The 14,326-nt window shown below is 32.7% G+C and carries 17 protein-coding genes; 14 read left to right on the top strand and 3 right to left on the bottom strand.

The annotated features are described in order from the left end of the window. Positions 1 to 123 precede the first annotated feature (123 nt). The gene (locus tag B7R65_RS19325; protein WP_088044470.1) at positions 124 to 1,026 is read right to left on the bottom strand and encodes an AraC family transcriptional regulator; all 903 of its coding nucleotides are present in this window, start codon (positions 1,024 to 1,026) and stop codon (positions 124 to 126) included. 309 nt (positions 1,027 to 1,335) lie between these two features. Here B7R65_RS19325 and B7R65_RS19330 point away from each other — a divergent pair, with 309 nt between their 5' ends. From B7R65_RS19330 to B7R65_RS21855, 13 genes are all read left to right on the top strand, one after another. Then, a complete protein-coding gene (locus B7R65_RS19330) occupies positions 1,336 to 2,187 on the top strand; it encodes an aldo/keto reductase (RefSeq protein WP_088044471.1) in 852 nt (283 codons plus the stop codon). Between the two features lie 1,129 nt (positions 2,188 to 3,316). After that, complete coding sequence (locus B7R65_RS19335) at positions 3,317 to 3,640, top strand: PadR family transcriptional regulator (protein ID WP_088044472.1); 324 nt, start codon at positions 3,317 to 3,319, stop codon at positions 3,638 to 3,640. Then, entirely contained in the window at positions 3,641 to 3,991 is a 351-nt protein-coding gene (locus tag B7R65_RS19340) for a DUF1048 domain-containing protein (protein WP_088044473.1), read from the top strand. Continuing rightward, a complete protein-coding gene (locus tag B7R65_RS19345) occupies positions 3,984 to 4,742 on the top strand; it encodes an ABC transporter ATP-binding protein (RefSeq protein ID WP_088044474.1) in 759 nt (252 codons plus the stop codon). Before B7R65_RS19340 ends, B7R65_RS19345 begins: the two co-directional genes overlap by 8 nt. A 2-nt stretch (positions 4,743 to 4,744) precedes the next feature. Further along, positions 4,745 to 5,509: an ABC transporter permease gene (locus B7R65_RS19350; RefSeq protein ID WP_088044475.1), complete on the top strand. Its 765-nt coding sequence runs from the start codon at positions 4,745 to 4,747 to the stop codon at positions 5,507 to 5,509. Positions 5,510 to 5,697: 188 nt separating this feature from the next. Beyond that, positions 5,698 to 6,324: a hypothetical protein gene (locus B7R65_RS19355; RefSeq protein WP_088044476.1), complete on the top strand. Its 627-nt coding sequence runs from the start codon at positions 5,698 to 5,700 to the stop codon at positions 6,322 to 6,324. A 331-nt stretch (positions 6,325 to 6,655) separates the two neighbouring features. Then, complete coding sequence (locus B7R65_RS19360; protein ID WP_256941422.1) at positions 6,656 to 7,042, top strand: ribonuclease FAU-1 family protein; 387 nt, start codon at positions 6,656 to 6,658, stop codon at positions 7,040 to 7,042. A 74-nt stretch (positions 7,043 to 7,116) separates the two neighbouring features. Further along, complete coding sequence (locus B7R65_RS19365; protein WP_088044477.1) at positions 7,117 to 7,512, top strand: NUDIX hydrolase; 396 nt, start codon at positions 7,117 to 7,119, stop codon at positions 7,510 to 7,512. Between the two features lie 115 nt (positions 7,513 to 7,627). Next, on the top strand, positions 7,628 to 8,044 hold the full coding sequence (locus tag B7R65_RS19370) for a hypothetical protein (protein WP_088044478.1): 417 nt from the start codon (positions 7,628 to 7,630) through the stop codon (positions 8,042 to 8,044). Positions 8,045 to 8,352: 308 nt separating this feature from the next. Next, positions 8,353 to 8,808, top strand: coding sequence for a hypothetical protein (locus tag B7R65_RS19375; RefSeq protein ID WP_088044479.1), 456 nt, complete (start codon positions 8,353 to 8,355; stop codon positions 8,806 to 8,808). Positions 8,809 to 9,046: 238 nt separating this feature from the next. Continuing rightward, on the top strand, positions 9,047 to 9,430 hold the full coding sequence (locus B7R65_RS19380) for a YkvA family protein (RefSeq protein WP_088044480.1): 384 nt from the start codon (positions 9,047 to 9,049) through the stop codon (positions 9,428 to 9,430). 330 nt (positions 9,431 to 9,760) lie between these two features. Then, on the top strand, positions 9,761 to 10,417 hold the full coding sequence (locus B7R65_RS19385) for a nucleoside/nucleotide kinase family protein (protein ID WP_088044481.1): 657 nt from the start codon (positions 9,761 to 9,763) through the stop codon (positions 10,415 to 10,417). A 325-nt stretch (positions 10,418 to 10,742) separates the two neighbouring features. Then, positions 10,743 to 10,937, top strand: coding sequence for a hypothetical protein (locus B7R65_RS21855; protein WP_256941418.1), 195 nt, complete (start codon positions 10,743 to 10,745; stop codon positions 10,935 to 10,937). 698 nt (positions 10,938 to 11,635) lie between these two features. On the opposite strand, the gene B7R65_RS19400 is transcribed toward B7R65_RS21855, so the two are convergent. Continuing rightward, positions 11,636 to 11,905: a hypothetical protein gene (locus B7R65_RS19400; RefSeq protein WP_088044483.1), complete on the bottom strand. Its 270-nt coding sequence runs from the start codon at positions 11,903 to 11,905 to the stop codon at positions 11,636 to 11,638. Between the two features lie 287 nt (positions 11,906 to 12,192). Here B7R65_RS19400 and B7R65_RS19405 point away from each other — a divergent pair, with 287 nt between their 5' ends. Continuing rightward, a complete protein-coding gene (locus B7R65_RS19405) occupies positions 12,193 to 12,492 on the top strand; it encodes a hypothetical protein (protein ID WP_088044484.1) in 300 nt (99 codons plus the stop codon). Positions 12,493 to 12,546: 54 nt separating this feature from the next. Here the strand turns inward: B7R65_RS19405 and B7R65_RS19410 are convergent, their stop codons facing one another. Next, a complete protein-coding gene (locus B7R65_RS19410; RefSeq protein WP_088044485.1) occupies positions 12,547 to 14,031 on the bottom strand; it encodes a flavin monoamine oxidase family protein in 1,485 nt (494 codons plus the stop codon). Positions 14,032 to 14,326 lie beyond the last annotated feature (295 nt).

Raw genomic sequence — 14,326 nt, forward strand, 5'->3', positions numbered from 1 at the left:
TTGGGCTAAAGGGCAGGAAAGTTTAAGTATATTTCTACACAAAATTAACTATATACCCAGAAAACTTCTGAATAAAATAAGATAAAAAAAATGCATTAATCAATAAACGGATTAATGCATTCATTATAAATATGTTGCCTTCAAGCGGTTAATATCTTCTTTTGGTGGTAAACCAAATAATCGGGAATATTCACGGCTAAATTGAGACGGGCTCTCGTAACCTACTCGGAATGCTGCTTCAATGGCATCTGTTGACTCAGATAATAATATCCGACGCGCTTCCTGTAGCCTTAGTTGTTTTTGGAATTGAATGGGACTCATTGCTGTCACCACTTTAAAGTGCCTATGAAGCGAAGAAACGCTCATATTTGCAATTTCCGCTAGGTCTTCAATTCGAAAAGACTGGTTATAATTAATCATGATATGGTCGACAACGTCACCTATTTGATTGGCGGAACTGCCTTCTATAGCTATTTGTCCTAGAGTTAACCCGTGCTGTCCTTGTAAAACTCTATAAATGATTTCCTTCATAATAAGTGGTGCAAGTACTGATATATCATTAGGATGATCAAGCAAACGAACTAATCTGTTTACCGTTTCCAATAGAGATAACTCTATTTGGCTTACATACATGCCTCTTTTAGCATTTTCTTTCTGGTTAATAACAAGTTGTGAATCCTGTAAAACCTGCAAAATTTGATTAGGTGTAAATTCGAGTTTGAGTGCCAAGTATGGATTTTCAGAAGAGGCTTCTGTGACTATTCCGGTAACTGGCAAATTTACAGAGGAAATCAGGTAATCGGCTGGACCGTATACATAATGCTCTTTTGCCAATACTACCTCCTTTTTACCTTGAACGATGATACACATAGAAGGCTTGTAAACTCCATAATGTGGTCCAGTAACATTAGAATAACGGGAGAAAAATAAAGAAGGAATTGCAGTCGCATGAGACCCATCCTGATCTGTGTGACTCTCAATGAGTTTAATGAGATCTGATTGGTGTTTATAGATTTGATCAGACATATAATCCTCCTTTTTTCATATTTCATTCTAGTATTCATTTTAATATAGATTGCTCTGGAATATAAGTGCTTTGAGAGTATTGGGCAATCATTTGATAAGAATTGGATAACGGTAGCTTTTTCATTTATTGCATAATAAGAATACGATGAAAAATTAACCATTATACAATTTCAGAAAACAAAAATTTAAACTTTAACTTTGGGGTTCAGAGGCTGTCCTTTCGTTCATGGGGTAACAAATAGACTAGCACCAATAAATATTATTAATGTAAGTAGTATGTTCAGAATTAAAAAAACAGGAGGAATTTTTATGGAAAAAGTAAAATTAAACAATGGTGTAGAGATGCCTATTTTAGGTTTTGGTGTTTTTCAAATTCAAGATGAAAATGAATGTGAACAAGCTGTTTACGATGCAATTATAGCAGGTTACCGTTTGATTGATACTGCTGCATCTTATTTAAATGAAGAAGCAGTCGGCAGAGCAATAAAGCGTAGTGGTGTACCAAGAGAAGAAATGTTTATTACGACAAAACTCTGGGTTCAAGATACAGGATACGAACGAACAAAGAAAGCATTTGAAAAATCACTGGAAAGATTGCAATTAGATTATTTGGATTTATATTTAATCCATCAACCATTTGGAGATGTATTTGGTTCTTGGCGCGCGATGGAGGAATTGTATCGTGAGGGTAAAATCAGGGCGATTGGAGTTAGTAATTTTTATCCGGACCGTCTGACTGATTTTATTATTCATAATGAAGTAGTTCCTTCTGTAAACCAAGTTGAAACGCATCCATTCTGTCAGCAAATTGAAAGCCATTCGGTTATGAAAGAAAATAACGTTCAGATAGAGTCATGGGGACCATTTGCTGAAGGTAAAAATAACATGTTTCAAGATGAAATTTTATCTTCAATTGCTGAAAAGTACAATAAATCCGTTGCACAAGTTATTTTACGATGGTTGACACAAAAAGGAATTGTTGCGATTCCAAAGTCGGTACGTAAGGAAAGAATTATCGAAAACTTCAATATCTTTGACTTTGAATTAAGCCAAGAAGATATGGAAAAAATTGCTGCATTAGATACGAAGGAAAGCTTGTTCTTTTCTCACAGGGATCCTGAAATGGTGAAATGGATTGGTACTCGTAAACTGGATATTTAAAGCCTAACTTCTAGATTTATTTCTTAATACATTTATATGTTACTTTCAAAGACAGCCAGTTTAAATAACTAGCTGTTTTTTCTTATTTAGGGGGTTGAGCTGAAATCTGTTCCATGTTCAACAAATGCATGCAATAGGTGAAGAACATCTGGCTACTTCGGCAGTCTTTTTGTTTTAGGAAATGGCAGTTTTAGTTGAACTAGCAATTTTACTACATTTAAAGAAATGTATCATATAGAATTGAACTTTCCATGGAGTATTACGAAAAGAAGTAATGATATTCATTAACGCTATTGGTTTTAACTCCTTGTGGTCATATTGATAAAGAAGAAACGTAACAGCACCCAATTTATTATGAGTCCCAAAATTTTTTGTAATTAGAGGAGGTTACTATGTCCAATATGATGGAATAGTTCCTCTTTTTTTACATTATGTACGGGATTACGTAAGCAACAAACTTGGCCATTACATCTAAGTTGATCAAACGAGAGATTAATGAGTATAACAAAGATGGCTTGGTTGCTTCCTAACTGAACCGCATTAAGAAGCTAGAACGTGAATACAATGAATTAAGAGAAAAATTGAGAGTGGCTTATATAAGAATTTATATATATATCTTAGGGAACAACGATCGCTCCTGTCTTCACCTAAGTGGACAGATGGTGGGGGATTATAGATTTTATTACATTGGTAAAAAACAAATTATTTTATTTTTTTTACGTAACTGCTTGATAAGTTCGCTACTTAGTGTTACGATGTAATGGTACTAAGTAATACTGAATATATGTAACACTATATAGTTTATATAGTTAAAAAAATATTTTAAAAAAAGAGGAACAAAATTAACTACTATGTAATACAATATACTATTACTAAGTAACACAGAATATCAGTAATGCTAGATAGCTAAAGAGCGTTCATAGAAGAATTATCAAATAAAATCCTTAACGCATAAGCTATTCGGTATTGCTACGTTTTAGTACTAAGTGACACTAAATATCTGTATTACTAATTAGCTCGAGAGGTGGTTTTATTAAGATACTATTGATATTTTTAACCCTCCGCTCCAAGTTACAGTTTATCTTTACTAAATAGAACGAAAATCAATTTAATTAAGGAGGTGTATGCTATGGAAAATTTAACAGAAATGCTCAAAGGTTCGTTGGAGGGTTGTGTACTGGAAATCATCAGTCGAGGTGATACTTACGGCTATGAAATTACCCGCCGCCTTAATGACCTGGGATTTACAGAGGTCGTCGAAGGTACAGTCTACACCATTTTGGTACGACTGGAAAAGAAAGAATTAGTAAATATAGAGAAAAAACGTTCTGAAATGGGCCCGCCTCGTAAGTTCTATTCATTAAACGAAGCTGGGGATGAGGAATTACAACAATTTTGGGGAAAATGGGATTTTGTATCATCAAAAATAAATACATTAAAGGAGGAAAAATAAATGTTAGACTTTCTGAAAAAAATGGTTGGAGATAAAAAAGAGTATAAGGCAATGATGGCAAGAGTGGAAAAATTTCCTGAGGATTATCAATTCGTATATAAAAAAATTCAAGGATATATGTGGAATTTTGCTGCAGGAAACGGTTTCGATATGCTGCAAATTCAATATGAATTAATTGATTTATTTGAAGCAGGTATAGCAGATGGCAAACAAGTTTTAGAAATTACTGGCGAAGACGTTGCTTCATTCTGTGATGAATTATTGGAAAATGCAAAAACCTACACTGCTAACTGGCGTAAGAACCTAAATGAAAGTATTTTAAAAGAATTGGGAGGGAAAAAAGATGAGTAACTTTGCTGTTTCAGTAAGAGGACTTGAAAAATCCTACAAAAATGTCCCAGTATTAAAAGGTGTGGATTTTGAGGTGAAAAAAGGCAGTGTTTTCGCTTTATTAGGCTCAAATGGTGCCGGTAAAACAACAATTATTAAAATTTTAACTACTTTACTGCAAGCAGATAAGGGGGAAATAGAAGTTTGTGGTGTCAACCTTCAAACGAACCCGCAACAAGTACGTGAGAAAATCAGCCTAACCGGACAAAATGTGGCGGTAGATGATATTTTGACTGGGCGTGAAAATCTCGATCTAGTAGCAAAACTTCGCCACTTGCCTGATCGAAAAACAGCTGTTGAGGAAAGCCTACGTCGCTTTGATTTAATAGAAGCTGGTGATCGAGCTCTTGCTACGTATTCAGGCGGTATGAAACGGCGCTTGGATTTAGCAATGACAGTACTTGGGTCACCGGAACTTGTTTTTCTTGATGAACCTTCTGTGGGACTTGACCCGGAAGCACGTTTGGCTTTATGGGATGTAATTCGTGATATGGTCAAAGCTGGTATTACCGTTTTTCTCACTACCCAATATTTAGAAGAAGCCGAACAATTAGCTGACTGCATTGCTATTTTACATGAAGGAAAAATTCTCGTGCAAGGCACAATGGATGAACTAAAATCAATTCTGCCACCTAAAAAAGTGGAATACGTGGAAAAACAACCGACACTTGAGGAAATTTTTCTCGCTGTTACGACAAAGAAGGGGGAATAGTAATGAACGGAAAACATTTTTTCAGTGATACTTTTACAATGAGTAGTCGGGTGATGAAACATTCACTCAGAAGTGTTGACACGATTATCACAACTATTCTCATGCCGATTATGCTTATGCTTGCTTTTGTCTATATTTTCGGAAGTGCCATGACTATGGATAAAGTTGATTATGTGAATTTTATCGTACCCGGTGTATTGCTTATGTGTATTGGAATGGGGATTTCCTATACAGCAGTCCGAGTAAATACAGATATGACTAAAGGAATTTTTGACAGATTCCATTCCATGCCAATCGCCAAATCATCCATAATGGGTGGGCATGTCATCTCAACATTGATTTTAAACTTATTATCAGTTGTTGCGGTAATTCTCATTTCATTTCTCATGGGATTCCGTCCTCACGCTGATTTTGTTGAATGGCTACTAGCAGGGGGAATGATCCTGCTCATCATTTTCTCTTTCACTTGGATGGCAGTAGCATGCGGACTTATGTCAAAATCATACGAAGGTGCGAGCGTGTTCTCTTATTTACTAATGGGGCTAATGTTTGTAAGTTCATCATTTGTTCCGACAAACAATATGGGTAGCAAACTTCGCGCTTTTGCCGAAAATCAGCCGATGACACCAATTGCCGAAAGTGTGCGTTCACTTTTGGCTGGGCAGCCGGACTCTGGTGCGATTGTAACAGCAATTATATGGTTAGTAGGAATTGGAATTTTGTTTTATGTAATTTCGATGAAGGTGTATAAAAAGCGAATGAAATAGAATGGCGAAGTACAGACTGGAATTTTCTTTCGGTCTGTACTTTTTTCATTTTTAATAGAATGTTTGGATTAAGAACTTGTCTAGTTTAGATAATTTAACACCAAATAGCATATGTAGTACGTTAATTCGAAAAGGAATATTAATAGAAAGTATCGAACCTATATATTGCTAGATAGGAGGTTATTAAAATGGCAGATTTTAAAAATATTAATGTAGAAAATATAAATATTGTTGATAAAGATGGAACAGTACGGATGAAACTTTTTAATAATGATAATATTCCACCTGCAATTATGGATGGAAAAGACTTTCTTCCCGGTCATAGGCAGGAAGATCCGATAGCTGGATTAATGTTTTATAACGGAGAAGGTGATGAGTGTGGAGGTCTCATATTTGGAAGTAAAAAAGATGAAATCGGAAACTATGAATCGTATGCAACATTGACTTTTGATCAGTATAAACAAGATCAAGTTGTACAAATGCATTATATTGATGAGAATGGTCAAAGGAATTACGGTTTTTCAGTTTATGATAGACCTAATACACCTTTACCAGAACTTATTGAAAAAACACACAGTCTACAAAATTCCGATCTAACTGAAGAGGAAATGGATAAAGAGTTAGAAAAAGTTTGGGAAGGTAATACGCCTCGTGCGTTTATGGGGAAAAATTCAAAGGGAGAAGTTACGGTTCAGCTTTCAGACAGTAAAGGAAAACCTCGAATCAGAATGGTAGTAGATGAAAACGATATTCCCCGTATGGAAATTTTAGATGGAGATGGAAAAGTTACTTATAAAATTCCGCCAGAATTGTAAATTACTCTTATTGGATTACTTTCCTATACTCAGTTAAGGCATGCGTTAGTTTAACAATAGCTAGGAGCTGAGCAATCAGTTCCTATTTTACATTCTGACAATTTAATTAAATAATGGGTAAGTAATCTTAATATTAATAGATTACTATTTTAGGAGGATAAGAATGTTAGAAAGAAGATTTGGAGACCGTTCTAAATGGAAGCGTGTTTTAAAAAGAAGTTATTTACAATCGTTTTTAAATACGAAGGAGTTTAAAGGATATGTAACTTGATTAAATATTGAAAAAGTCTCCGAGCCATTAATTGTTCAATATAAAGAAAAAGAGGTATGTATTGTTAATGACGGATTTAGTTGGCTCCAGCACTTCCCTTCTGATGAGCATTATTCTCTAACTACAATGTTTAATTTTGACGGAGAAATTGTTCAGTGGTATATCGATATATGTTATCGAAATGGCATCGAAAACGGTGTACCTTGGATGGATGATTTATATTTAGATATTATTGTTCTTCCGACTGGAGAAGTTTTTTTAATAGATATAGATGAACTTGAGGATGCCCTAAATACTGGAGTTATTGATAGAAATCTCTATAATTTGGCTTGGGATGAAGCGAAAAGAATAAAAAAATTAATAGAAAACGGGAATTTTGATTTACTTAAATTTTCAAAAAGACATAAAGATATTCTTGCCAACAAAATAACTTGTTGTAACTTATAGGCCTGACACAGGAATTAATTGAATAGTGTACGTTACAATATTTAATTTAAGCTAGCTAAAAGGAGATAACCTTTTTGAGAAATAGAGGATCTGCAATAATAATTGAACATCAAAAAGTTGTTTTGATTAAAAGAAATAGAAATAATTGTGTTTATTATGTATTTCCAGGTGGAGGAATTGAGGAAGGAGAAACACCTGAACAGACAACGAAAAGAGAAGCATTTGAAGAATTAGGAGTTAAGATCAATGTTAAAGAATGCATTGAAAAGGTTGAATTTAATGGAATGCAATATTTTTTCTTATCTGAAATAATTGAAGGAGAAGTTGGTTCTGGTGAGGGTGAAGAATATACCGAAATAAGTAGGGATAGAGGTACATATCAACCTATTTGGATGGAAATAAAACAGCTTTCTTCAATTGATATCAGACCTAAAGAGGTAGCAGTTAAAATTCAATCCTTATTGAACTAAATCATACTTTTGATACAGATATTTAAAGAAGAAAAGGAATAAAACTCATAAAGGGATTATTCAACCTAACATTAATATGATTAAATTAGGATTAATCCTTAAAGGAGTGACATAGATGGCTGAAGTTAAAAGCAAAATGGGTATTAAAAAGAACCTTATTTTATTATTGGTTTTAATTTTAGTATTTATTTTTTTAGCTATAAGTGCCCCAAAAGTACAAAATACATATAAACCAACTTTACAAGGAACTTATCTATGTGAAAAGCTTCCTTTTGCAACTTTAGTATTTGATGAAAAAGATGATCATGCTTTTTATTATTATAATTTTACCGGATCAGACGAAGTAACTGAAAAAGGGAAGTACTCAAAAGAAACAGATAAAACGTATGTTATAGATAGTAATTCATTTCAGAATGTAATAATCAACTATGATGGAAAAGGTCGATCTTTTAAAATCCATATTAACAATGGAATATATGTATTTAAACAATTTAGTCCATTGCCTTCGATTATTACTAACAATTATGAATGATAGATTCTGAATATCAATTAAAGTTCAAATTATACTAATTTGTTTAACGGGATAATAATTCCTTATGCAACTAACGCATGTTCTAGTTACATAACAAAATCGGCTGTTAATCGGTCAGTTTATTCCACTAAATGGCAAGATAGTTAAATAAGGATATGATAAAATTAGAATTATTGATAATTGTATTTACAAAGTTAATAAGCATCATGAAGAAGTACATGAAATAAAAAAAAATAATAATATAAAAAATTGCTACAAACTACAAAACTCCTATTAAGTGAAATAACTGTAAAGGAAAAAAACAAAATATGAACAGACTTTTAAAGATAATTACATTAATTATAATCCTTTTAGTTGTTTTATTTTATCTTAAAAATACAAAGACTAAAGTATTAAAAGAGAACATCAGTTTAAAAAACAATATTGCAACAATCGTTAATTCTAGAAATTCAATCGACTTTGCAAAAGAAACAGATTTCCAATGGGATGAAATGATCATTTTTCCTCCTTACGCTCAATTAGAAACAGATTTTAAAAAGCTTAAAATAAAAACAAATGTTAAAAAAATCCAAACACCAATTGAATCAAATGATGGTATAAATCTTATCGTGTATACTAAAAATCATAAAATTGTTTCTTATGTAAACAATAGACGAGATAAAGGAGATTTTCCGTTTACTAACAATAGAATTTTCACTAATAAGAATGCAAAATTTAAAATTATTAAAGATGAAAATGGATGGATAAAATTTGTTGATAATTAAAATGTAAAAACAAAGAATTGGTGTATGAAAAGTGCCGCTTCTTTGATATCTAGAAGATTTTAACTTAAAAAGGATCTACCTCGGAAGATTCTTTTAGGTTCTTTTACAACTAAAGAATGCGTTTGTTGAAGAATATGAGCTGCTAAAAAGCGGCTTTTTTTATTGAAATAATGGAAGTATGGGTGAATAAGAACTGTTAGAATGGAGATAAAATCTTAATTGGTATGAGGAGAATGAAATGTTAAAAAAAATGAAGGATTGGGCGAGGAATTTAAAACGACAAATATTTGTTCTTTACTTTGCTTGTAAAGATGAAAGAGTACCTTGGTATGCGAAAGTATTTACAGCATGTGTAGTAGCGTATGCATTTAGTCCGATTGATCTAATTCCTGATTTTATACCAATTTTGGGTTATTTAGATGATGTGATTCTTATTCCATTAGGAATAATGATTGCTTTAAAGATGATACCAAAGAATGTAATAACTGATTGCGAAGTGAAGGCTGAAGAAATGATGAAAAACAGTAAGCCAAAGAACTGGATTGTCGGTTCAATAATCGTATTGATCTGGGGCATAATTTTAATATGGGTTAGTTTGATTATTTATCGTTTATTTAAATAACGCTTTCGGTAGTTCAATAGCTTGAGTTATGTTTGAGTATGATGATTTAAAAAAGAGATATGAAGGAAAAGAAATGGACGATTATAGGGAGGCCAAAAACGAATTCTTCAAAAGGCTAATGCATTCTCCTGAATATAAAAAAATGTGACAATAGCAATATATTAAATAAAATTATTTTTATATTATCCAATTAACACATGTGTAAGTTGAAGAACAAGAGTTGCCAATGGCAGCTTTTTTTTGTGCGAGCTAGTAGGATTGTTGAAGAAGGATTTTCCAAATTTTGGTTGAAACATAATAACAAGAATTTGAATTGAAAGTGGGAGTTATATGAAAAGGAATGAACTAGTATCGGAAATCGCAAATAGGATCTTAAGGTTAAACCTTACTCATCCTATTAGAGTCGGTGTTAGCGGAATAACAGCATCTGGCAAGACAACGCTTGCTAATGAACTCATGGAAGAACTTCGGGTTAGAAAGATAGATGTCGTTAGGACAAGCATTGATAATTTCCATAATCCGAGAAATGTACGATATAGACAAGGGAAGGAATCAGCTATTGGTTATTACGAGGATGCCCACGACTACAATTCGTTTAAACAGAAACTTTTAATTCCGTTAGGACCAGGGGGGAACCTTCAGTATCAACCGATCTCTTTAGATTTAGAAAAGGATGAATATATAAGTTCAGATTCAAAAGTAGCTAAAAGAGATTCGGTTTTTGTTATAGATGGTACGTTTCTTTTCAAAAAAGATTTAAGCAATCTATTTGATTATAAAATTCTTGTTAACACTGACTTTGATTTAGCAAGAAAAAGAGGTGCTAAAAGAGAAGAAGTGAATTTTGGTAGCTATGAAAAAGCTGAAGAAATGTTTCTAAATAGGTATCACGCTGCTTCTAAATTGTATTTAAATCAACATTTACCTCAACTAAAAGCGGATGTAATCATTAATAATGATGATTTAGATAATCCATATTTTGTTTAAAAGAAAATTCTTGTTCAACTAATGAATACAATAGTTCAACAAAAAAAGAGTTACCAAAAGTAACTCTTTTTTACACATATATAGTTAACTAATAAAAATATTTTGCAGACATTTTACAGTTTAACGACTGTTATAGGCCAAACCACATGATTAAAGTAAATGGAGGTATAGTAAAATAAGAAGATGTAATTCTTGAATTTGGTGGATTAGATAAAAAGGAGTGAGCAAATGAAGATATATTTACTAGCTTTATCAATATTTCTTATAGGTGTATGTATTGTGATAGGAAGTTGGATTATCCCAAATTTAAAGCCTTAAACCGGAAGTGACAAAATCGACTGTTCAGGATCAACTACTTACACAGTCAGAATTAGGTAAATATTTAGGATTAAGTAAAATAGAAATTCTAAAATTAACTGAGTTACGCGATGGTGAGAATAGTTATACAAGTGAACTGCCACATATAAAAATCGATCTAAGTATGATTATCCAAAGCCAGCGATCGATAAATGGTTGTTAAGCGTGGAATTAACAACTATCGCTTAACTATGTAAATAATGAATATAATTTATTCCAAGTAATGAAGTTTTCTAATTAAACTAATGCTGATTTAGTTAGAAATCAGTGTAGTTTCTAGGACAGCAATGTTTAATAAGCAGGATAATACAGATGAAAATAGAATCTATGATAATTAAACTCTTTTTTAATAATCTGTTTTTAGGAGTATTTTATGAACATAACTTTAAGGCAATTAAGTAATAGTTTATTTAGAAATAGAATAAAAGAAATAGTGGTCATTCAGTTGCTATTGATGATTCCGTTGATAGTTAATTTTATTGTAATATTGAATTCTAATAGTATAAATTATTTAAGCAATGGCATATTTGATATGATAATAGCGGTACATAACTTACTTCTTTGTATTGAACAGTTTATTTTGAAAAAGAAGGGTATTGGTATTGTTTTTTTAATCCTAACAATTCTTTTTTTGAATTCAGGAATACAAAGTTTTAATTTATACTTTTAAGGAAAATTAAGTAATATTGGTAGTGGTGATAGTTTTCATTATTCAACTAACGCATGCATACATTAGTTGAGTAACAAGAACCACAATTGTGGCTAATTAAATTACAATTTACAATGATGAATAAATTGAAATAGAAAAAGACTGATTCTTAAATTTGAATCAGTCTTATTACTATTTTCTTCATTTACATATTAATACGGTGTAGGTAATGGAGTACCTGGTGGTCTCCACCAAGATTCTACAGTTTTCCAAGCAGTATTATAGTCGTAACCTTTTCCCATTAAATATCCAATGGCAACTGCTTCTGTCATTGCATGTTGATAGCCAAGGTGTTGGGCTTCACGTAATCCATGACTAATAGCTGGATTTAATAATGTTAGAGTTTGTTGTGGAGATATTGCTTGCTGTGGATTTCGATAATAATCATCATAAGTATATGGATATTGGTTATAAAAGTTCATATTTACTCTCCTTTCATTTATTTAAAGTAATTGTAATATGAAATTATGAGCTTTCGATTTTTAATATATGTAGATTTGGGTGTATGTGGAATAGGCTATTAGCACGTCTTCTACTTTTTTTAGGTAAAATAACTAAAAAGTGGTTCCACTTAACCCTTGGCTCGTTTTTTTATTGAAGTGACTGGAAATTAAGAAGTTTTAGAATTGGTAATTATTAGAGATAAAGTGTAAGAGAAACATATGTTAAAATGTAGTATAACTACAAGAAGATTTTTAGGGAGATTATTTTGAGAACAATTCAAAAAAGTTTTACTAATAGATTATTTAAAATCAGTATAAATCAAATAGAACTTACTAAAAGAATATTGACCTTTCCCATTTTCATCTATTTGGTTTATTCTTTTTGGACTGAAAACGAAAATCATATTTTCCAAGGTTTGTTTTATCTTATATTTGCAACGATATGTTTGTTGAGTAGTCTTGAAAATAAAATTTTAAAAAAGAAAATAACAAATGATTTTGATGCTTGGTTGTTAGGTGGAATTTTGTTTTTTATTTTTGGAATACTTGAATTGTTCGGTTTTTAGTATTGTAGATCAATAAAAAGAGGATCTCTTCGGAGACCCTTTTTTTATTGCTGTTTAAGTCTGAAAAAATGTTCTTGGTAAGTTGTTGACTTCCCATGCAGCGTGTACTGCGGACTCGATTGCACCTTGAATCCAGCCGTGGGTAGATGAAGCATGCTCGCCAGCAAAATGTACTCTTCCTTCAGGTGTGGAAATATATGGAGACAGTTCCAGTGCCTGATAAGGTTTAAACATTGCGAACGCGCCGCCAGAGAACTGATCACGAAGCCAACTATGCGTCGCCCCAGTTTGAAACTCGCTATATACCTTTTTACCATGAATGGTTGCCAAGTTATTCAACGCATATTGCATCCGATCTTCATCTGCTAAACTGTCCCATGGAATCGCATCATCCTCCCATGTATAACTAGCCAAAATAACACCTGGTCCAGATGAACCCACATCCCGGCTTGGATATTGAGTATACGTAATTGGGAGATCAGAGGATGTTTTTCCGCCATACATTTCATCGCTTTCCCAAAATCTATTTTTAAACTGGATGCCGGTTTTGGTAGAACCCACATAGTGAAGCTCACGAATCGCCTTCCATTTCTCATGAGAAAAAGAAGTTACAGGTTCGACTTCGACAAATTGTAGGACTGAAAATGGAATCGTAATAATCGCAAGATCACCAGTAGTTTGAAAAGACCCCAAGACATTATGCTCTGAATGTATGGTTACTTGGTTGTTATGCTGGACAATTTTTTTTACCTTATGTCCGTAATGTATATCCGCTTCCAATTGAGGAGCAAATGCATTAGGAAGTTGATCGTTCCCACCAGTAATCTCATAGAATTGTATATCGGGGGTTAAAAAGACTGCTAACTCACGTAATAGTTCAAGGAAAGCAAGCTCTGGAAATCCCTCTAAAGAAAGAATAACTTTTAGTATGTCTACGGCACCTTGAGATAAGCTCAGTCCAAATGGATTATTTTTTAAATAAGACTCCATAGAGTATTTATCAAATTTTTCTACAATTACTGGCCAATTTTTTATAGGGTCTTGGTTAATAAAATCTGTGACTGGTTTTAATGCATATTGAAGCAATTGAATGGCAGATTTACCTCTTTCATGGGGGGCTACCAAAAAGCCCAAAATATCTGGGTTCTGTTCATATTCGTATAATCGAGTTTTGATTCCTCTAAGATAGATGATGTCATTAGGGCTCGTGTTGATAAATGTATTAGTAGGTAGGTTGAATTTTTTTACATATTCTAAAGTCAACAAATGAGTGTTTGGAAAACGCATTGCACCCGCCTCAAGATACTGCCCATTCCTAAATTCGGAACGCATCGTATAGACCCTTCCACCCAATCTATCAGAACCTTCTAAAATTGTGACATCGTGTCCTGCTTGCTTAAGCAGTGAGGCGGAGACTAGTCCTGCCATACCTGCACCAACAATGATGATTTTCTTTGGGATATCCGTCGGTTTAAGTCCATTTTTGATAATTGAAATCATTTGATCAGTTGATAGCTCAGGAGTGATGTAACTTGACATACTTACCTCCTTTACAATGTTCTTAAGAAACTTTAATGAGCAGACAATAATATGGCTTATAGCTATCTTATTCAGCGCTAATGTACTTTTATGTTAAAAGGAACTGTTTATAGACTACAAACTCTTAAGTAGGTCCGATTTGGTTTTACTTAGTAAAAAAACTTGTTGAAAATCATTAATTATTTTGGCATCTCTTTTTCTAATTCTAAAAGAAATTAATGCTAAATTCTGTATTATAATAGGTAGTGATTTAAGTAAGAAAGTGAAGTTGCACAAAATTAGTAATTTTCTATTT

The sequence above is a fragment of the Bacillus sp. EAC genome, assembly GCF_002156875.1.
GTDB lineage: Bacteria > Bacillota > Bacilli > Bacillales > Bacillaceae_G > Gottfriedia.